This window comes from Massilia sp. 01N410, from assembly GCF_056399665.1.
In genome coordinates this window covers 137,638-157,153 of record NZ_JBFTRV010000013.1, presented here as the reverse complement: position 1 = coordinate 157,153, position 19,516 = coordinate 137,638, and the positions used below count along the sequence as shown (strand labels likewise).

22 protein-coding genes are annotated in these 19,516 nt (G+C 66.1%); 17 read left to right on the top strand and 5 right to left on the bottom strand.

Going from position 1 to position 19,516, the window contains the following annotated elements; all coding sequences use genetic code 11:
• Window positions 1-295 precede the first annotated feature (295 nt).
• Entirely contained in the window at window positions 296-1,045 is a 750-nt protein-coding gene (locus AC1DOP_RS18075) for an NF038120 family PEP-CTERM protein (RefSeq protein ID WP_477252576.1), read from the bottom strand.
• A gap of 257 nt (window positions 1,046-1,302) precedes the next feature.
• On the opposite strand from AC1DOP_RS18075, the gene AC1DOP_RS18070 reads away from it, so the two are divergent.
• From AC1DOP_RS18070 to AC1DOP_RS18015, 12 genes are all read left to right on the top strand, one after another.
• Window positions 1,303-1,734: a hypothetical protein gene (locus AC1DOP_RS18070; RefSeq protein ID WP_442121723.1), complete on the top strand. Its 432-nt coding sequence runs from the start codon at window positions 1,303-1,305 to the stop codon at window positions 1,732-1,734.
• Window positions 1,735-1,923: 189 nt separating this feature from the next.
• Window positions 1,924-2,376, top strand: coding sequence for a type II secretion system major pseudopilin GspG (gene gspG, locus AC1DOP_RS18065; RefSeq protein ID WP_442121722.1), 453 nt, complete (start codon window positions 1,924-1,926; stop codon window positions 2,374-2,376).
• An 11-nt stretch (window positions 2,377-2,387) separates the two neighbouring features.
• Window positions 2,388-3,578 (top strand): type II secretion system F family protein, encoded by a 1,191-nt coding sequence (locus AC1DOP_RS18060; RefSeq protein WP_477252573.1) that lies wholly within the window; start codon window positions 2,388-2,390, stop codon window positions 3,576-3,578.
• A gap of 17 nt (window positions 3,579-3,595) precedes the next feature.
• Window positions 3,596-5,278, top strand: a complete 1,683-nt coding sequence (locus AC1DOP_RS18055) for a GspE/PulE family protein (RefSeq protein WP_442121744.1) — start codon at window positions 3,596-3,598, stop codon at window positions 5,276-5,278.
• Window positions 5,271-6,104, top strand: coding sequence for a hypothetical protein (locus AC1DOP_RS18050; protein ID WP_477252571.1), 834 nt, complete (start codon window positions 5,271-5,273; stop codon window positions 6,102-6,104). Before AC1DOP_RS18055 ends, AC1DOP_RS18050 begins: the two co-directional genes overlap by 8 nt.
• Window positions 6,101-6,652: a PilN domain-containing protein gene (locus AC1DOP_RS18045; protein ID WP_477252569.1), complete on the top strand. Its 552-nt coding sequence runs from the start codon at window positions 6,101-6,103 to the stop codon at window positions 6,650-6,652. The genes AC1DOP_RS18050 and AC1DOP_RS18045 overlap by 4 nt, the downstream gene beginning before the upstream one ends.
• A complete protein-coding gene (locus AC1DOP_RS18040) occupies window positions 6,649-7,242 on the top strand; it encodes a hypothetical protein (protein ID WP_442121718.1) in 594 nt (197 codons plus the stop codon). The genes AC1DOP_RS18045 and AC1DOP_RS18040 overlap by 4 nt, the downstream gene beginning before the upstream one ends.
• Entirely contained in the window at window positions 7,239-7,799 is a 561-nt protein-coding gene (locus AC1DOP_RS18035) for a hypothetical protein (RefSeq protein WP_442121717.1), read from the top strand. The genes AC1DOP_RS18040 and AC1DOP_RS18035 overlap by 4 nt, the downstream gene beginning before the upstream one ends.
• A complete protein-coding gene (locus AC1DOP_RS18030) occupies window positions 7,799-9,814 on the top strand; it encodes a secretin N-terminal domain-containing protein (protein WP_477252567.1) in 2,016 nt (671 codons plus the stop codon). The genes AC1DOP_RS18035 and AC1DOP_RS18030 overlap by 1 nt, the downstream gene beginning before the upstream one ends.
• A complete protein-coding gene (locus AC1DOP_RS18025) occupies window positions 9,811-10,287 on the top strand; it encodes a prepilin-type N-terminal cleavage/methylation domain-containing protein (protein ID WP_477252565.1) in 477 nt (158 codons plus the stop codon). The genes AC1DOP_RS18030 and AC1DOP_RS18025 overlap by 4 nt, the downstream gene beginning before the upstream one ends.
• A gap of 4 nt (window positions 10,288-10,291) precedes the next feature.
• Window positions 10,292-10,666 carry a type II secretion system protein gene (locus AC1DOP_RS18020; RefSeq protein ID WP_442121714.1) on the top strand — a complete coding sequence of 125 codons (375 nt, stop codon included), beginning with the start codon at window positions 10,292-10,294 and terminating at the stop codon, window positions 10,664-10,666.
• Window positions 10,667-10,680: 14 nt separating this feature from the next.
• Entirely contained in the window at window positions 10,681-11,496 is an 816-nt protein-coding gene (locus AC1DOP_RS18015) for a type II secretion system protein (protein ID WP_477252563.1), read from the top strand.
• On the opposite strand, the gene murJ is transcribed toward AC1DOP_RS18015, so the two are convergent.
• Window positions 11,477-13,021 carry a murein biosynthesis integral membrane protein MurJ gene (murJ, locus tag AC1DOP_RS18010; RefSeq protein WP_442121712.1) on the bottom strand — a complete coding sequence of 515 codons (1,545 nt, stop codon included), beginning with the start codon at window positions 13,019-13,021 and terminating at the stop codon, window positions 11,477-11,479. The genes AC1DOP_RS18015 and murJ overlap by 20 nt on opposite strands.
• 201 nt (window positions 13,022-13,222) lie before the next feature.
• Here murJ and rpsT point away from each other — a divergent pair, with 201 nt between their 5' ends.
• The gene (gene rpsT, locus AC1DOP_RS18005; protein WP_047823157.1) at window positions 13,223-13,489 is read left to right on the top strand and encodes a 30S ribosomal protein S20; all 267 of its coding nucleotides are present in this window, start codon (window positions 13,223-13,225) and stop codon (window positions 13,487-13,489) included.
• A gap of 297 nt (window positions 13,490-13,786) precedes the next feature.
• Here the strand turns inward: rpsT and AC1DOP_RS18000 are convergent, their stop codons facing one another.
• Both AC1DOP_RS18000 and AC1DOP_RS17995 read right to left on the bottom strand, forming a co-directional pair.
• Window positions 13,787-13,984 (bottom strand): hypothetical protein, encoded by a 198-nt coding sequence (locus AC1DOP_RS18000; RefSeq protein WP_442121711.1) that lies wholly within the window; start codon window positions 13,982-13,984, stop codon window positions 13,787-13,789.
• Between the two features lie 106 nt (window positions 13,985-14,090).
• On the bottom strand, window positions 14,091-14,669 hold the full coding sequence (locus AC1DOP_RS17995) for a pseudouridine synthase (RefSeq protein ID WP_442121710.1): 579 nt from the start codon (window positions 14,667-14,669) through the stop codon (window positions 14,091-14,093).
• A gap of 81 nt (window positions 14,670-14,750) precedes the next feature.
• On the opposite strand from AC1DOP_RS17995, the gene icd reads away from it, so the two are divergent.
• Both icd and AC1DOP_RS17985 read left to right on the top strand, forming a co-directional pair.
• Complete coding sequence (gene icd, locus AC1DOP_RS17990; RefSeq protein ID WP_442121709.1) at window positions 14,751-16,007, top strand: NADP-dependent isocitrate dehydrogenase; 1,257 nt, start codon at window positions 14,751-14,753, stop codon at window positions 16,005-16,007.
• 51 nt (window positions 16,008-16,058) lie between these two features.
• Window positions 16,059-16,229 carry a hypothetical protein gene (locus AC1DOP_RS17985; RefSeq protein ID WP_442121708.1) on the top strand — a complete coding sequence of 57 codons (171 nt, stop codon included), beginning with the start codon at window positions 16,059-16,061 and terminating at the stop codon, window positions 16,227-16,229.
• 60 nt (window positions 16,230-16,289) lie between these two features.
• Here AC1DOP_RS17985 and AC1DOP_RS17980 read toward each other — a convergent pair whose 3' ends face one another.
• Window positions 16,290-16,493, bottom strand: a complete 204-nt coding sequence (locus tag AC1DOP_RS17980) for a cold-shock protein (protein WP_060566744.1) — start codon at window positions 16,491-16,493, stop codon at window positions 16,290-16,292.
• 344 nt (window positions 16,494-16,837) lie between these two features.
• On the opposite strand from AC1DOP_RS17980, the gene clpS reads away from it, so the two are divergent.
• Together clpS and clpA are read left to right on the top strand one after the other, a co-directional pair.
• Entirely contained in the window at window positions 16,838-17,140 is a 303-nt protein-coding gene (clpS, locus tag AC1DOP_RS17975) for an ATP-dependent Clp protease adapter ClpS (RefSeq protein ID WP_027864722.1), read from the top strand.
• Entirely contained in the window at window positions 17,137-19,437 is a 2,301-nt protein-coding gene (gene clpA, locus AC1DOP_RS17970; protein WP_442121707.1) for an ATP-dependent Clp protease ATP-binding subunit ClpA, read from the top strand. Before clpS ends, clpA begins: the two co-directional genes overlap by 4 nt.
• Window positions 19,438-19,516 lie beyond the last annotated feature (79 nt).

Below are 19,516 nucleotides of genomic sequence, written 5' to 3'. Positions count from 1 at the left end.
GCGACTCAATATTTTTTTCGTTAATTTAGTGCAAATATTGATGTTTTGAAAGATTTTTGTGTGGAAATAAGCGAAGTTGCGAGTAAATGCCGAAAGTGTGCTCGGGGAAATTTTAAGTGCACCAAGGCAACGTCGTGCTGATGCGACGTTTGCGTACTGACATCTGGAAAAACTGCATAAACAAATTCACATCCGCGGCAAGCTGTGTTATCGCTTCGGCACGTGGGAGGAGGAGGGCAGAAAAGGAGGGGAGTCGGCGCATCCCGGAGGCCGCGCCGGCGTTGCCGCGAAGGGATCAGCGGCGGCGGCGGGTGCCCGCGCCCACACCCAGCAGGCCCAGCGCCAGCAGGGCCGCGCTGGCCGGCTCCGGCACCTCGTTGCTGGGCAGGTCGGACAGGGCGATATTGTCCAGGCCGATCTGGGCCGGATTGCCGTCCAGGCCACCGCACTGGCCCTCCGCGTTGCAGCGGAAGCCGACGATCGCCAGTTCGATGAACTGTTGCTGCGAGAAGTCGAGGCCGCCGACGGCATCGGTCGCGTCGAAGTGCTGGAAGGCGATCGTGTCCGGGATGTTGAACTGGATGGTGTCGACGGTGGTCCCGTCGGCGCGCAGGCCGATCACTTGCAGCGCGGCCGGGATGGACGGGTACTGTTCGCCGAGGGCGGCGATGAAGCTGGCGTCCAGTCCGCTGAAGCTGAAGGTCGCTCCCGACACGTTCGGCGTGATGTCGATCAGGCCGCTGGTCAGCAGGTCGAAGTAGGTCGTCGTGTTATTGATCGGGCAAACGTTCGGACCGCAGCTGGCCAGGTTGCCGCCGTCGATGAAGCGGCCGATCAGGATCGTGTTCGGCGGCGCCACGCCACCCGGATCGAGGAAGGTGACCTTGTAGCCGTCCTGCACGAAGCTTCTCGTGTTGAGCGCCGGCCCGCTCTGGCCTTCGAAATCGATGACGGCCGCCTGGGCCACGCCGGCGGAGGCGATGGCAAGCACGGCAGCGCCGAAGATATGTTTGAGTACACCGCCGCGAAGTGTGGTCCTGATCATGGTTTGCCTTTTTTCGGTGGAGGATGCGCGGATGCGCGGCTTGCGGGACTGCCCAAAACTTGCCATAGAATATATCATTTAAGATAACTTTGTGTGGCAGATAACACACAAGCGAACGAACGGCGATATTCACATTCAGCCGAATAATATTTGAATTAACTAAGCATCTGTCGTGTAACAGGCGCTTATGAACGAAGGGTGCCGACGCCCCATCGGTACGCTTGACGCTGCGACGGGCCGGGGCGCATGATGGGTCCATGCGAACCCTGATCCCCTTATTGCTGGCGCTGGCCGCCTGTACCGCCTGCAGCGCCGCCGCCCCCGAGGCCCGGCAGGTGCCGCGCGGCACCCAGACCCCGCCGGCCGCCGCCGCAGGCGAACCGGGCGATACCCTTGCGCGCATCCGCGCCCTGGTCGGCACGCCGGACTGTTCCAGCGATGCGCAATGCCATACGCTGGCGCTCGGTGCGCGTCCCTGCGGAGGGCCCGAAAGCTACCTGGCCTGGTCCTCGGGCAAGACGCAGCAGGCCGAACTCCAGGCCCTCGGCGAGCGCTACAAGGAAGAGCGGCGCACCGCCAATGCGGCGGACGGCAGGGTCTCGACCTGCCAATACATGATGGATCCCGGCGCCGTCTGCCGCGCCGGCACCTGCCAGCTGGGCGGCAGCGGGGTTCTGCAGGCGCGCTGATTTCCCCGGCGATTCCCCTTGCGTGGCTGCATTATTCCTGGCTTTTTTCGGTTACAGGCCTGTGACGCATCGATACGTTTCCTTCGATTGTCGCAACTTGTGTTGCATAGTAAAAAAGAAATTGTCTGTGCGTCTAGGAGCATGGTAGCCTTGCACGGCTAGGCTTTCCAAAAGCACAAAGGAGTGGGGATGGTTTCAGAGAAGTACCGGGGCGCACACGGTCGTGTCGACAAGGCCCGCAGCGCAGGTTTCACGCTGCTCGAGCTGCTGGTGGTGATCGTCATCATCGGCCTGCTGGCCGCTTATGTCGGCCCCAAGTATTTCTCCCAGCTCGGCAAATCCGAAGTCACGGTGGCGCGCGCCCAGATCGAAGCCTTCGAAAAATCGCTCGACACCTACCGCCTCGACGTCGGCCGCTACCCGACCACCGAGGAAGGCCTGAACGCCCTGGTGGTGGCGCCGCCCACCGCCGCCGGCAAGTGGAACGGTCCCTACCTGAAGAAGGGCGTGCCGCCTGATCCCTGGGGCCACCCCTACCAGTACCGTGCGCCCGGCACCAAGGGCGACTACGAGATCGTCTCGCTCGGCAAGGATGGCCAGCCGGGCGGCACCGGCGACGCCGCCGACATCAGCTCGCAATAAGCGCGCCTGCCGTGCAGTTCGCGGTCCGCACCCTCGCTCCCGACATGAGCATCGCCAGCGTGGTGGTCGATGCCTCGGATGAAGCCGACGCCCGCCGCCAGGTCGAGGCGCGCGGTCTCTACGTCAGCGCGGTCGAACCGGCGCGCGCGGCCGGCTTCCAGCTGCGCCGGCGCGGCGGCAAGCTGTCGCTGGTCCTGTTCAGCGAGGAGCTGCTGGCCCTGCTGACCGCGGGCCTGGGCATCGTCGAGGGCCTCGAAGCCCTGCTCGAAAAGGAAGCCGGTCCGTCCACCCGCGCGGTGCTGGAGCGCCTGCTGGCCGGCCTGCGCGAGGGCAAGCGCTTCTCCAGCGTGCTGGCCGAGCAGCCGGCCCTGTTCCCGCCGCTCTACGTCGGCATCGTGCGTGCCGCCGAGGGCACCAGCGACCTGCCGCGCGCCCTCGAACGCTATATCGAATACCAGCAGCGCATCGATGCCGTGCGCTCGAAAATCGTCAGCGCCTCGATCTATCCGGCGATCCTGCTGGTGGTCGGCGGCGGCGTCTCGATCTTCCTGATGTCCTATGTGGTGCCGCGCTTCGCCGAGGTGTATCAAGGGGCCGGGCGCAACCTGCCGTGGATGTCGCGCCTGATGCTGGACTGGGGCCAGTTCGCCGGCCGCCACGCCGGCGGCCTGCTGCTGTCCTTCGCCGCCGCCATCCTGCTGGCCGGCTGGGGCATGCGCCGCGTGCTGCGCCAGGGCGGCGCCGCGCGCCTGCTGGCGAAGCTGCCGGGCATCGGCGAGCGCGCCCGCGTCTACGAACTGTCGCGCCTCTACCTGACCCTGGGCATGCTCAACGAGGGCGGCATCACCATCGTCAGCGCGATCGAGACCGTGCAGGGCATGGTCTCGCCCGGCATCGGCGCCAGCCTGCGCGCGGCCAAGGCGGCGATCGAATCCGGGCGTCCGCTGTCCGACGCCTTCGAGGCCAACGGCCTGACCACGCCGATCTCGCTGCGCATGCTGCGGGTGGGCGAGCGCACCGGCGACATGGGCCCGATGCTGACCCGCTCGGCCGCCTTCTACGACGGCGAGATCGGGCGCTGGATCGACCGCTTCACGCGCACCTTCGAGCCGCTGCTGATGGCCGCCATCGGCCTGGTGGTCGGCGCCATCGTGGTGCTGCTGTACATGCCGATCTTCGACCTTGCCGGAGACATGTCGTGACTGATTCGAACGCCGACATGTTCGCTCACTTCGATCCCGCCCTGCTGGCTCGCGCGCGCGCCCAGAGCCGCCAGTCGCAGCGTTCGCTGGTCGAGGAGCTGCAGTCCCTGTCCGGGCTGGAAGCACGCCAGATCGTGCGCCGGCTGGCCGAGCCCTTCGGCCTGACGGTCATGGAGACGGCCGAGATGTTCGGCCGGCAGCCGGCCTTCGACCTGCTGCCGCTGGCGCATGCGATGGCGCGCAACTGCGTCCTGCTGAAAGACGGAGAGGGGCAGCTGACCGGCGTGATCGCCGACCCCTTCGACCTCGACCTCCAGACCTGGCTGGCGGCGCAGGCCGGCTGCACGGCTGTGCGTCCGCTGCACCTGCGCCTGGCGCTGGCCGGGGACATCCAGGCCTATCTCGGCAAGCAGGAGGAATCGGCGCGCGCCGTCGATACGCTGGTGGGCGACAGCGACTCCGGGCGCCGCGACGGCAAGGCCGCCACGATGCTGTCCTTCGCCTCGGTGTCGGAAGGCGCCAGCCCGGCCGTCAAGCTGGTCAACTCGACCCTGTACGATGCCTTGAAGGCCGGCGCCTCCGACATTCATCTCGAGAGCACGGCCGGCGGCCTGGCCGTGAAATACCGCGTCGACGGCGTGCTCGATCATGCGGCCTCGGTGGGCGGCATCGAACTGGCCGAGCACATCATCTCGCGCCTGAAGGTGCTGGCCGAACTCGACATCGCCGAGCGCCGCATCCCGCAGGACGGCAGCTTCCGCGTGGAGTCCGGCGGCCGCGAGATCGACCTGCGGGTTTCCATCATGCCCAGCATCCACGGCGAGGACGCGGTCATCCGTATCCTCGACAAGCGCGCCATGATCGAGTCCTATGGCGCGCTGACACTGGAGGCGCTGGGCTTCGATGCGCCCTCGCTGGCGACCCTGCGCATGCTGGCCCAGGAAGCCTACGGCATGCTGCTGGTGACCGGGCCGACCGGCTCGGGCAAGACCACGACCCTGTACGCGGCGCTCACCGAGATCCACAATGGGCGCGAGAAGATCATCACCATCGAGGATCCGGTCGAATACCAGCTGCCGGGCATCCTGCAGATCCCGGTCAACGAGAAGAAGGGCCTGACCTTCGCCAAGGGCCTGCGCTCGATCCTGCGCCACGACCCGGACAAGATCATGGTCGGCGAGATCCGCGACCGCGAGACCGCCGAGATCGCGGTGCAGTCGGCCCTGACCGGCCACCTGGTGCTGACGACCGTCCACGCCAACAATGTGTTCGACGTGTTCGGGCGCTTCACCCACATGGGCATCGATCCGTATGCCTTCGTCTCGGCCCTGAACGGCATCTGGGCCCAGCGCCTGATCCGCATGAATTGCCCGCACTGCGCCGCGCAATACGAGCCGGACGACGCCGAGCTGGCCTCGGCGCACCTGCACCCGGAAGAGGTGGGCGACTACCTGTTCATGCGCGGGAAGGGCTGCGGCGACTGCCGCGGCACCGGCTACAAGGGCCGCCGCTCGATCGCCGAGATCCTGACCCTGAACGACGAGATCCGCGAGCTGATCGTCGACAAGCAGCCGATCCGCCGCATCAAGGCCGCGGCCGCCGCCAACGGCACCCGCAGCCTGCGCATGGCCGCGCTCGATCTGGTCAGGCGCGGCGCCACCACCATCGAAGAGATCAAACGGGTGACCCTGCATGCGTAGATGGCTGAGACCCTGGCTGGCGCAGGCGCTGCGCCTCGGGATCGCGCCCGACGGTCTGGCGCTGGTGCGCACCAGCGCCTGGCAGCACGAGCGCGCCCTGCTGCTCGGACAGCTGCGCCTGGCCGCGGATGGCGCGTACACGGGCCTGGATGCGATCGCGGAGGCGCTGCCGCTGCTGCTGGATGAGCACGACGTGGCCGGCATGCGCGTGAGCGTGGTGCTGTCCGACGAACTGGTGCGCCTGTGGCAGGTTGCGCCCCCGGGCGGCGCGGCGCGGATGGCCGACCTGGAAGCCGCCGCCGCGCTGCGCTACCAGGCGCTGTTCGGCGCCGGCCTGGCCGGATGGAGCATCCGCGCCGACTGGAACGCCAGCCAGCCCTTCCTGGCCGCGGCCGTGCCGCAGGCCCTGCTGGCGCAGCTGCGGCAGGCCGCTGCCAGCCACCGCTTCCACCTGGTCGAGGTGGCGCCGCAATTCGTCGCCGCGCTGAACCAGTTCCGTTCGCGGCTGCGTCCTGGCGCCTGGTTCGGCCTGGTGCACGGCGGCGTGCTGAGCGTGGCGGCCTTCGAGGGCAGACAGCTGGCCGCGGTGCGTACCGCGCCGATTCCCGACGGCGCCGACCGCGACTGGCTGGAAAGCCACGTCGCGCGCGAGGCTCTGCGCGTGGGCCTGGGCCGCCCGGAGCGCCTGCAGGTCTGCGGCCCGGCGCCGCAAGGCTGGGCCAGCAGCGCCGGGCGCCTGAAGTTCGCCTGCACCCTGTTCGAGGACGAGCTCGATCCGCTGTGGCCGGACAGCGCGCGCCTGGCCATGACGGGGAGGGCGCCATGAAGAAGGTCCGCATCGATTTCGCACCGCCGGGCCTGGTGCGCAGCGTGTTCCGTACGCCGCGCCAGACCTGGGCCGCGGGATGGGCGCTGCTCTGCATCGCGTTCGCGCTGGGCGCCGCCAACGTCGGAATCGGCAAGCGGCAGCGCGAAATCGATCTGCTGCGCGCGCAATCGCAGGCGCGCACCCAGGCGCAGGCGCGGACGGTGGCGCCGGCCGTGGCCCGGCCGCCCGTGCCCGACGCCCAGGCGGCCGCGGTGAACGCCGCCGTGCTGCAGCTGAACTTGCCCTGGCGCGCGCTGCACGACGCCGTGCAGGCCGGCACGCCGGCCAGCGTCGCGCTGCTGGCCCTGGAACCGGACGCGCGCAGGCACAGCGTGCGCATCACTGCCGAGGCGAAGAGCAGCGACGACATGATCGCCTACGTCGGGCAGCTGCGGAAACAGGAATGGTTCAGCAGCGTCGTCCTGGCGCGCCACGAGATCAACGAACAGGATCCCAACCGGCCGATCCGCTTCCAGCTCGACGCGCAGTGGAGGGCGGCGCAATGAGCTCCCCATCCTTCGGCGGCCTGATGCTGCGCCTGCGGCTGGCCGTGCGCGCCAATCCGCTGCTGACGGCGATCGGGCTGGCCATCCTGGCCTGCCTCGCGGCGCTGGCCTGGACCCTGCACGCGGCCGTGCGGGCCGACCAGGAACACGATGCGCTGAAGGCGGCCGCGGCGCGCACGTCGAGCCCGGCATCAAAGGTGCCTGCGGCCGCGCCTGTGTCCGCGCTTCCGGCCGCGCCGCCGCCCGACACGCTGGACGCCTTCTATGCCGCCCTCGGCCCGCGCAGCTACGCCGAGCAACAGGTGAAGACCCTGTTCGCGCTGGCGGCGAAGAACGGCCTGTCGCTCAGCCAGGGCGAGTACAAGAGCGCCTACGACCGCAATGCGCGCTTCTACACCTACCAGGTGAACCTGCCGGTGAAGGGAAGTTATGGCGCCATCTGGCAGTTCGCGCTGGGCGCGCTGCGCGCGATCCCGTTCGCCTCGCTGGACGACATCGGCTTCCGCCGCGACAGCATCGGCGATCCGGTGGTGGAGGCGCGCCTGCGCCTGACCCTCTACCTGAAGGACGTTCCGGGAGGCGAGCGATGAAGCCGCGCCACCTGCTGCTGGGCGCGGCCCTGGCGGGCGCCGCGCTGCTGGCCATCTTCGGCGACCGCTCGCCCGAGGTCGAGGTGGCCGAGGCGGCGGAGCGGGCACCGCGCCCGCGTGCCGCATCACCTGTCCCATCCGCGCTCGCAGCGGCCACCGCGGCGGCCACACCGGCCGCGGCGGAGGGCTCCGGCGGACCGCGCATCCTGGCACTGATACCGCGCGAAGCCCTGGTCGGCGACAGCGAGGCCGCATTCCGCCAGGGCGAGAGCGGCGTGTTCGGACGCCAGGACTGGACGCCGCCGCCGCCGCCTCAACCCGCGCCGCCGCCTGCGCCGCCGAGCGCGCCGCCGCTGCCCTTCACCTTCATCGGCAAGGCGGTGGCCAACGGCGCCTGGGAGGTCTACCTGACGCGCGGCGACCGCACCTATGTCGTGCACGACAAGAGCCTGATCGACGGCACTTATCGCGTCGACGCCATCGCACCGCCCTTGCTGACCCTGACCTATTTGCCGCTGAACCAGGTTCAGCAGCTCAATATTGGAGTATTCGACTGATGCTGCGTCTGTCCCGTAACTTGGCGGTACCTCTTGCAGTCGCCATCCTGCTGGCCGGTTGCGCCGGCCAGGCGGCCTACCGCGAGGGCAATGCGCTGGTGGCCCAGGACAGGGTCGAGGCCGGCCTGCTGAAATACCAGGAAGCGGTGGCCGCCGATCCGGCGAATGCGGCCTATAAGACGGCCTGGCTGGGCGCGCGCGACAACGCCACCAACCGCCTGCTGACCCAGGCCGACCGCGAACTCGCCGACGGCAATGTGCAGCTGGCCCTGCAGGATTACCAGCGTGTGCTGGGCATCGATCCGGTCAACGACCGCGCCCGCGCCGGCCTGCGCCTGGTCGAGGCCGACCGCCGCCACGCCGTGCTGCTCGAGGACGCGCGCGCCGCCTTCGAACGCAAGGACTACGACGCAGCGCGCCAGAAGCTGGGCGCGATCCTGAGCGAGCGCCCCAGCCACGAACCGGCGCGCCGGCTGCTGGCCGAGGTCACGGAAAAGACCGCGGCGGCGCCGGGCGAGGCGGCCCTGGCCCAGGCCTTCAGGACGCCGATCAGCCTGGAATTCCGCGATGCCCCGATCAAGCAGATCTTCGAAGTCATCGCCCGCCATTCGGGCCTCAACTTCCTGTTCGACAAGGACGTCAAGACCGACCAGCGGGCCTCCATCTTCCTGAAGAACAGCACCGTCGAATCGGCGGTCTACTACCTCCTGATGACCAACCAGCTCGAGCGCCAGGTCATGGACGGCAACACCATCCTGATCTACCCGAACATCGCGGCCAAGCAGAAGGAATACCAGGAGATGACGGTCAAGACCTTCTTCCTGGCGAATGCCGACGCGAAGAGCATCGCCAACACGCTCAAGACCATCCTCAAGTCGCGCGACGTGGTGGTCGACGAGAAGCTCAACCTGGTGATCCTGCGCGACAGCCCGGAAGCGGTCAGGCTGGCCACCCAGCTGGTCCAGCTGCAGGACGTGCCGGAACCCGAGGTCGTGCTCGACGTCGAGGTGCTCGAGGTGCAGCGCAACCGCCTGCTCGATCTCGGCGTCGACTGGCCGACCGCGCTGTCCTTCGCGCCGCTGAAGAACCTGAACGACGTCCCTCTCACCATCGACCAGGTGCGCGGCCTCAATGCCGGCAATATCGGCGTGACCGGCGTGTCGGCGACCATCGCCGCCAAGAAGACCGACGGCGACGCCAACACCCTGGCCGCGCCGCGCATCCGCGTGCGCAACAAGGAAAAGGCCAAGGTCGTCATCGGCGACAAGCTGCCGACCATCACCACCACCATCTCCTCGGGCGTGGGCGGCTTCGCCTCCGAGTCGGTGAATTACGTGGACGTCGGCCTGACCCTGAACGTCGAGCCGACCATCTACCTGAACAACGAGATCGGCATCCGCATCTCGCTCGAGGCCAGCACCCTGGTCGACACCATCCAGACCAAGACCGGCACCACCGCCTACCGCATCGGCACGCGCTCGGCCGCCACCATGCTGCAGCTGAAGGATGGCGAGAACCAGGTGCTGGCGGGCCTGATCAAGAACGACGAGCGCAGCAGCGCCACCCACCTGCCGGGCCTGGGCGACCTGCCGCTGGTCGGCCGCCTGTTCGGCAGCCGCCAGGACACCCGGGACAAGACCGAGGTGGTGCTGTCGATCACGCCCCACCTGGTGCGCAACATCCAGCGTCCGGCCGCCGGCGCCGCCGAATTCAATGCCGGCACCGAGGCCAGCTTCCGGCGCCGTCCGGACCAGGCGGTGCGCCTGCCGGCCACGCTGCCGGGCCGTCCGCAGCTGTCCGCGCCGGCCTCGCCCGTCGCTGCACCGGCGCCGGTGCCCGCGCCTGCACCTGCGCCTGCGCCGGCGGCGATGGTGCCGGCCACCAGCGTCAACATGGGCGGTCCGCCGCCATCCGCGCCGCCCTCGAGTCCTGCCACCGCGCTGCCGCCGACGCCCGAGGTGCAGGCCGTGCCGCTGCCCCAGCCCGACGTGACGCCGGTGCCGTCCCGCCAATGATGCGTCGCGCGCGCGGCTTCACGCTGATCGAGCTGCTGGTCACGCTCGCCATCCTGGCCCTGCTCGGGGCCATGGTGGTGCCAGCCGCCAGCATGGCCGCGCAGCGCCGCCACGAGCAGGACCTGCGCCTGGCCCTGCGCGAGATCCGCCAGGCCATCGACGCCTACAAGAAGGCCAGCGACGAAGGCCGCATCGCCAAGGCCGTGGGCGCGACCGGCTATCCGCCCAGGCTGGAGCTGCTGGCCGACGGCGTGGTCGACCAGCGCAGCCCGAAGAAGGCGAAGATCTACTTCCTGCGCCGCCTGCCGCGCGATCCCTTCGCCGCCGACCCGGCGCTGGACGATGCCCAGACCTGGGGCAAGCGCAGCTATGCCAGCGAGGCCAAAGAACCGAAGGAGGGCGACGACGTGTACGACGTGTATTCGCTGTCCGGCCGGGTGGGCCTGAACGGCATCCCCTACGGCAGGTGGTGAACGCATGAAGACGAACCGCGGATTCACCCTGATCGAACTGCTGGTGGTGCTGGGTATCGTGGCCCTGCTGCTGACCCTGGCCGTGCCGCGCTTTTTCCCGAGCGTCGACAGGACGAAGGAGACCATCCTGGCCGAGAACCTGCGCACCATGCGCGCAGTGATCGACCAGTTCCATGCCGATACCGGACGCTATCCGGAATCGCTGGAGCAGCTGGTCGATAAAAAATACCTGCCGCGCCTGCCCTTCGATCCGGTGGCAGACAGCGACGCCAGCTGGATCGTCGTGCCGCCCGAGGATCCGTCGCGCGGCAACGTGTACGACATCCGCAGCGGCGCCGAGGGCAAGGGCCATAACGGCAAGCCGTATTCGGAATGGTAGCGCGCGGGCCTTGCATGCGGCTGCGCCGCGAGGCCGGCTTCACCTATGTCGGTCTGATCGTGCTGGTCACGATCATCGGCCTGGTGGGCGCCGCGACCCTGAAGGCCGACGCCCTGCTGCGCCGCGCCGCCGCCGAGCAGGAGCTGCTGGAGATCGGTGCCGCCTTCAGCGCCGCGCTGACCAGCTATGCGGAGGCAAGCCCGCGCGGCCAGCCGCCGCAGCCGCCCTCGCTGGAAGAATTGCTGAAGGATCCGCGCTTTCCCGGCACCCGCCGTCACCTGCGCAAGATCTTCGTCGACCCGGTCAGCGGCAAGGCCGAGTGGGGCATCGTCTGGCTGAACAAGGGAGGCGGTATCGACGGCAAGGGCAGCGGGGTGGTGGCGGTGTACAGCCTGTCGCAGGCCAAGCCGCTGAAGCAGGCGAACTTCGATGCGCGCTTCCAGAACCTGGAGGGGCGCGAGCACATCTCGGACTGGAAGTTTGCGGCGACCGGGCAGGGGGTGGCGCAGGGACAGCCTGGACAGCCGGGGCAGCCGCCGGGTCAGCCGGGACAGCCGGGGTTGTTCGGCCAGCCGGGCCAGCCCGCTGCCGGCCAGCCGCCCGCCGGCCAGCCGCCCGGCGCCGCGCCGTCCGAGCCGCCGTCGCTGTTCCCGGGACGCGGTGATCCGGAGAATGCAAAACCGCCGCCGGCGGAACATGCGGCACCGCCGGAACCGGCCGAACCGCCGCCGCCGTCGGAAGCCTCGGGTTCCGGCGACGACGAGAAGGACGAGAAGGACGCGAAGGACGCGAAGGACGCGAAGGACCGTCTTACTTCGCGCGGCGCATGAAGTCGCGCGGACGGAAGCCCAGCGCGAACAGCACGGCAAAGTAGACGGCGGCGCTGAAGCCGATGATCAGGAGCAGGGCGCCGATGCGCAGGAAGGGATGGGAGCGCAACGCAGCCCAGTCGAGCTGCGCCTGGCTGAACCAGGCCGCCATGCCCATCACGACGACGGCGGCCACCACCTTCAGGAAGAAGCCCAGCCAGCCGGCATGCGGCGTGTAGATGCGTCGCTTGCGCAGGCCGATGAACAGGAAGAGCGCGTTGATGCAGGCGCCCATGCCGATCGACAGCGCCAGCCCGGCCACGCCCAGCAGCGGCACGAAGACCAGGTTCATCGCCTGGGTCGCGATCAGCACGCCGATGGCGATCCGCACCGGGGTGCGGATGTCCTGGCGCGCATAGAAGGCCGGCGCCAGGATCTTGACCAGGATGATGCCCAGCAGGCCGGCGGCATAGGCCATCAGCGGCGCGGTGGCGGCGGCCACGTTGGCGGCGTTGAATTCGCCGTAGTTGAACAGGGCGGCAATCAGCGGCGTCGACAGGGCCGCCAGGCCGACCGCGGCGGGCAGGGCCAGCAGCAGGGTCAGGCGCAGGCCCCAGTCGAGCAGGGCCGAGTATTCGGCAACGTCGCCGTCCGAATTGGCCTTGGACAGGCTGGGCAGCAGGATGGTGCCGAGGGCCACGCCCAGCATCCCGGTCGGGAATTCCATCAGGCGGTCGGCATACTGCAGCACGGAGACCGCGCCGCCGCCCATGTTCGAGGCGTAGTTGGTGTTGATGAGCAGACTGATCTGGGCGGCGGAGACGGCGAACACCGCCGGGCCCATCTTCTTGAGGATGCGGCGCACGCCGGGGTCCTTGAGGCCCGAGAGCGGGTTGAAGGACAGGCGCGGCAGCATGCCGATGCGCTTCAGGGCCGGGATCTGGATCGCGATCTGGGCCACGCCGCCGACCATCACCGCCACCGCCATCGAATAGATCGGCACCTCGAAGTACTTCACCAGGAATAGCGAGAAGATGATCGAGGACAGGTTCCACAGCACCGGCGTGAAGGCCGGGATCTTGAACTCGCGCCAGGTGTTGAGCACGGCGCCGGACAGCACCACGAAGGACATGCAGGCGATGTAGGGGAACATCAGGCGGGTCATCACAACCCCCTTGTCGAAGCCGTCGCCGTCCAGGCCGCTGGCGATGGCCATCAGGATCAGCGGCGAGCCGATAACGCCGAGCACGCTGACCAGCACGGTCGCCCAGACCAGGGTGGTGGCGACGTGGTCGACCAGGCTGTGGGTGGCGGCTTCGCCCTTCTGGGTCTTGTATTCGGCCAGGATGGGCACGAAGGCTTGCGAAAAGGCGCCTTCGCCGAACAGGCGGCGCAGCAGGTTGGGCAGGCGGAACGCTATATAGAAGGCGTCGGTGTAGGGCGAGGCGCCGAAGGCGCGGGCAAACAGGCTGTCGCGCAGCAGGCCGGTGATGCGGGAAACCATCGTCATGCTCGAGATGGCCGCCAGGGTTCGGAGTAGGTTCATAGGCCGCGATTATAGCTGGGCAATAGCCCCAGGAAACCTCCGTGGCGTCGCTTTTTGCGGGGTAAAGCGGACAGGAATATGAATTGGGAATTGCCCTGCGATGAAACCTTCGCTATAATCGAGGGCTGTATTGAATTCAGTTGGCAGACACTAATCGTTTGAGGTGTTTGCGGACGCAACTTACACCGATTAGGAATTTCCATGGCAAATACCGCACAGGCGCGCAAGCGCGCTCGTCAAGCAGTTAAGCAAAACGCTCACAACTCGGCACAGCGCTCGACCCTGCGCACCGCGATCAAGGCTGTCAAGAAGGCCATCCAGGCTGGCGACAAGGCCGCTGCGACCACCATCTTCCAGCAATCCGTGTCGACCATCGACAGCATCGCTGACAAGAAAATCATCCACAAGAACAAGGCCGCTCGCCACAAGAGCCGCCTGGCTGCCGCCATCAAGGCCCTGTCGGCCTGATAGCGACACCTGCCGCGCCTTCGGGCGCGCAGTTCCGAAGGATGAAAGACCCGCCCGACCCCGGTCCGGCGGGTTTTTTCGTTTGCCAACTTCGGGGTCAGAGCACTTTTTTGGGTAACTGCCCAGGCGCATGCTTCAGCGCTGGGATAGGGCAGGTCCAGCCTTCCATCGCGACTAATCGCCCAGCAGGGATGCCGTGAGGATCTTGCCAAAAAAAGTGCTCTGACCCCGAATTTGCTGACCCCGAATTTGAAAAAAGGCAGGCCGCGGCCTGCCTTGCTTGTCCGGCGCCGGTGCTTACCTGGCCGGTTCGGATGGCATCGCGGGGGCTGCGGTTTTCCTGGTCTTTTTCATCTTCTTGGCTTTCTTCGGTGCGACGGCGGCCGGCTCCGCCGGCGACGCGGCCGGTGCGGCTGCGGGCGCGGCTGCCGGGATGGCGGCGAACACGGAAACGGCGAACAGCGAAGCAAACAGTCCAGCGATGAGTTTGGACATTTCGGGTTCCTTTTCGTTAAGAAATCGATCCACGACGTGAATCTGGCTCGTTAACGGCAGGCATTCCTTTCGGGATGAGGGTCTTGCCCTTGAGGCAAGTCAACCCTCAGCCTTTCTTCGCCTTTCCGGCACCGACGGCCTCCGCCGGCACTTCCATCCAGTCGCCCGGCATCAGCGGATGGCTGGCCAGCGAGAACGGGCCGATGCTGGTGCGCACCAGGCGCAAGGTCGGCAGTCCGACCGCGGCCGTCATGCGCCGCACCTGGCGATTCTTTCCTTCCTCGAGCGTGATGGCGATCCAGCTGGTCGGCTTGTCATGGCGCACGCGGATCGGCGGATTGCGCGGCCACAGCCATTCGGGTTCGGCGATCTGCACCGCGCGGCAGGGCTTGGTCACGAAGTCGCCCAGGTCGAGCGGCGCCTGCAGGCGCGCCAGCAGTTCGGCGTCGGCCGCGCCTTCCACCTGCACGATATAGGTCTTGGCTTCCTTCTGGTCCGGATGGGCGATGCGGTGCTGCAGGCGGCCGTCGTCGGTGAGCAGCATCAGGCCTTCGCTGTCGGCGTCGAGGCGGCCGGCCGGGTAGATATTCGGGATATCGATGTAATCGGCCAGCGAGGCGCGGCCCGGCTCGGCGCTGAACTGGCAGAGTACCTGGAATGGCTTGTTGAATAAGATGAGGGACATGTAATCGGTTTTTAGAGCAAAATAGCAATCGTCATCAATATTGTGATTATCGCAGCCCAGCGCGCCCCTACGGAGAACACGATGTACGAACATATTAAAGTACCCACCGAAGGCCAGAAGATCGCCGTCAAGCCCGACTTTTCCCTGGACGTCCCGGACCAGCCGGTCATCCCCTACATCGAGGGTGACGGCACGGGCGTCGACATCACTCCGGTGATGCTGAAGGTGGTCGACGCGGCGGTGGCGAAGGCCTATGGCGGGCGGCGCAAGATCAGCTGGATGGAGATCTTCGCCGGCGAGAAGTCGACCCGGATCTACGGCCCCGACGTCTGGCTGCCGCCGGAGACCCTCGATGCGGTGAAAGAATATGTGGTGTCGATCAAGGGCCCGCTGACGACCCCGGTCGGCGGCGGCATCCGCTCGCTGAACGTGGCGCTGCGCCAGGAGCTGGACCTCTACGTCTGCCTGCGCCCGGTGCGCTACTTCACCGGCGTGCCTTCGCCGCTGAAGGAGCCGCAGAAGACCGACATGGTCATCTTCAGGGAAAATTCGGAAGACATCTACGCCGGCATCGAGTGGGCCGCCGAGTCGGAGGGCGCGAAGAAGATCATCGACTTCCTCGTCAACGAGATGGGCGTCAGGAAGATCCGCTTCCCGCAGACCTCGGGCATCGGCGTCAAGCCGGTCTCGCGCGAAGGCACCGAGCGCCTGGTGCGCAAGGCGATCCAGTATGCGATCGACCACGACAAGCCTTCGGTGACCCTGGTCCACAAGGGCAATATCATGAAGTACACGGAAGGCGGCTTCCGCGACTGGGGCTATGCGCTGGCCCAGCGCGAATTCGGCGCCGAGCTGGTCGATGGCGGTCCGTGGTGCAAGTTCAAGAACCCGAAGACCGGCCGCGACATCGTCGTCAAGGATTCGATCGCCGACGCCTTCCTGCAGCAGATCCTGCTGCGCCCGGCCGAGTACAGCGTGATCGCGACCCTGAACCTGAACGGCGACTATATTTCGGACGCATTGGCGGCCCAGGTCGGCGGCATCGGTATCGCGCCAGGCGCCAATATGTCGGATTCGGTGGCGATGTTCGAAGCGACCCACGGCACCGCGCCCAAGTATGCGGGCAAGGATTATGTGAACCCGGGTTCGCTGATCCTGTCGGCCGAGATGATGCTGCGTCACATGGGCTGGACCGAGGCGGCCGACCTGCTCATCAGCTCGATGGAGAAGGCGATCATGTCGAAGCGCGTCACCTACGACTTCGCGCGCCTGATGGAGGGCGCGACCCAGGTCTCCTGCTCGGGCTTCGGCGAGGTCATGATCGACTACATGGGTTGAGACGCGGCATGGCCGACCTACCTTTTTACGAACGGATCGGCAAGCTGATCTATGGCGTCCAGCGCCAGGCAGCTGGCCGAGCGCTACGAGACCTTCATCAAACGCATGGACGAGAAGGCGGCGCTGGATGGGCCTGAGGTCGAGGAGATTCTGCGGGGCACGCCGGAACTGCTTGCGGCGCTGGTGGAGGGTTGCGCCTGGGGAGCGGGGCGCAGCGGCTGAGAGACTGCGCCCAAGAAAAAAAGCCCCGCCGCAGCGGGGCTTTCTGGCTTCCGAGGGAGATTACACGCCCTGGATATTGGAAGCTTGCTTGCCTTTAGGGCCTTGCGTGACTTCGAATTGGACTTTCTGACCTTCTTTGAGGGTCTTGAAACCGGCCATATTGATTGCGGAGAAGTGCGCGAACAGATCCTCGCCGCCGTCATCAGGAGTGATGAAGCCAAAACCCTTGGAATCATTGAACCATTTAACAGTACCAGTTGCCATAAAAAACTTTCAAATAAAAACTAATCACACGAGCCATAAAAGCAAGAAGCTTCTTGCCCCCTCCTCAGCCTGCTCACTTCTTATCAACAAGTACATAAGTACATGTCAATGTTTGCATTGTTGGTGCAATAATCTTGTAAGTCAAGCGCTTTTGAACGGGTGTTGTAAAAACATTCACTACTGCTTTGCAACAAGCTCTTGATTTTTACAATCGGACCGCCATCTGCGCTCAGTTGGGAAAACGCGTAAGATGGAAAGCACATGGGATTGCATAGGGGGATTCCCTCAATTGTCCCTGATTGTTAACGTACGCACGAACAGCGAAAGCATCTTAGAATACTCTTATGGCAACCAAGCACGATACCGAACAGCTGCTGGAGCGGCAGACCGTAAAGCCACCCCCCCTGTATCAGGTGGCGCTGCTGAATGACGACTACACGCCGATGGAATTCGTGGTCGCCATCATCCAGGAGTACTTCAACAAGGATCGCGAGACGGCGACGCAGATCATGCTTTCCGTACATCGCCATGGTAAAGGGGTGTGCGGCGTGTTTTCCAAAGATATAGCGTGTACCAAAGTGGAGTTTGTATTAACGCATGCGCGTAAGGCAGGTCACCCCCTGCAGTGCGTGATGGAGGAAGTATGATTGCGCAGGAATTAGAAGTCTCTTTACATATGGCCTTTGTCGAAGCGCGGCAGGCTCGTCACGAGTTCATCACGGTCGAACACCTGCTGCTGGCGCTGCTCGACAACCCGTCGGCCGCTGAAGTCCTGCGTGCATGCGCGGTCAACATCGAAGACCTGCGTAAGACCTTGACGAATTTCATCGGCGACAATACCCCGACCGTGCCGGGCACGGGCGAGGTCGATACCCAGCCGACCCTTGGCTTCCAGCGCGTGATCCAGCGTGCGATCATGCACGTGCAATCCGCCTCGAACGGCAAGAAGGAAGTGACCGGCGCGAATGTGCTGGTGGCGATCTTCGGCGAGAAGGACTCGCATGCCGTCTACTACCTGCACCAGCAGGGCGTGACCCGTCTCGACGTGGTCAATTTCATCTCGCACGGCGTGCGCAAGGACCAGCAGATCGACAGCCAGAAGGCGTCGGAAGGCGTGGAAGAAGCCCAGGTCGAAGGCCAGGCCAAGGAAAGCCCGCTGGACCAGTTCACCCAGAACCTGAACAAGGCTGCCGCCGATGGCCGCATCGATCCGCTGATCGGCCGCGAAGAGGAAGTGGACCGCGTGATCCAGATCCTGTGCCGCCGCCGCAAGAACAACCCGCTGCTGGTGGGCGAGGCCGGGGTCGGCAAGACCGCGATCGCGGAAGGCCTGGCATGGCGCATCGTCCAGGAAGACGTGCCCGACATCCTGCAGAATGCCGTCGTGTATTCGTTGGACATGGGCGCGCTGCTGGCCGGCACCAAGTACCGCGGCGACTTCGAGCAGCGTCTGAAAGCGGTGCTCAAGCAGCTGAAGGATATGCCGAACGGCATCCTGTTCATCGACGAGATCCACACGATCATCGGCGCCGGTTCGGCTTCGGGCGGCACGCTCGACGCTTCGAACCTGCTGAAGCCGGCCCTGGCGAACGGCCAGCTGAAGTGCATCGGCGCGACCACGTTCACGGAATTCCGCGGCGTGTTCGAGAAAGACCATGCGCTCAGCCGCCGCTTCCAGAAGGTCGACGTCAACGAGCCTTCGGTCGAGCAGACCGTGCAGATCCTGCGCGGCCTGAAGTCGCGCTTCGAGGAGCACCACGGCGTGAAGTACTCGTCGTCGGCACTCTCCACCGCGGCGGAACTGGCGGCGCGCTTCATCAATGACCGTCACCTGCCGGACAAGGCGATCGACGTGATCGACGAAGCGGGCGCGGCCCAGCGCATCCTGCCGAAGTCGAAGCAGAAGAAGACCATCGGCAAGACCGAGATCGAGGACATCATCGCGAAGATCGCGCGGATTCCACCGCAGACCGTCAACCAGGACGACCGCAGCAAGCTGCAGACCATCGACCGCGACCTGCGCAACGTCGTGTTCGGGCAGGACCCGGCGATCGAGGCGCTGTCGGCCGCGATCAAGATGGCCCGCGCGGGCCTGGGCAAACAGGACAAGCCGATCGGCTCCTTCCTGTTCTCCGGTCCGACCGGCGTCGGCAAGACCGAGGTGGCCAAGCAGCTGGCCTTCATCCTCGGCATCGAGCTGGTGCGCTTCGACATGTCGGAGTACATGGAACGCCATGCGGTGTCGCGCCTGATCGGTGCGCCGCCGGGCTATGTCGGCTTCGACCAGGGCGGCCTGCTGACCGAGGCCATCACCAAGAAGCCGCACGCGGTTCTGCTGCTGGACGAGATCGAGAAGGCCCATCCGGACATCTTCAACATCCTGCTGCAGGTGATGGACCATGGCACGCTGACCGACAACAACGGCCGCAAGGCGGACTTCCGCAACGTGATCATCATCATGACCACGAATGCGGGCGCCGAGAGCCTGACCAAGCGCTCGGTGGGCTTCGTGGATTCGAAGGCGGCAGGCGACGAGATGGCCGACATCAAGCGCATGTTTACGCCGGAGTTCCGCAACCGCCTGGATGCGATCATCAGCTTCCGCGCGCTGGACGAGGAAATCATCCTGCGCGTCGTGGACAAGTTCCTGATGCAGCTGGAAGAACAGCTGCACGAGAAGAAGGTGGAAGCCATCTTCAGCGAGAAGCTGCGCAAGTTCCTCGCGAAGAAGGGCTTCGATCCGCAGATGGGCGCCCGTCCGATGTCGCGCCTGATCCAGGACATGATCCGCAAGGCGCTGGCCGACGAGCTGCTGTTCGGCCGCCTGGTCAACGGCGGACGCGTGACGGTGGACCTGAACGAGAAGGACGACGTCTTCCTCGAGTTCCCGGAAGGCGACGTCCCGCCGCCGCCGGAGCCGGTCGAAACGGTCGAGATCGAGTAACGAGTACGTAACAATGTGCGCGGGGTTCGCCCCGCCACAGGAAGCCCGCCGCGTGCGGGCTTTTTTTTCGTCATCGGAT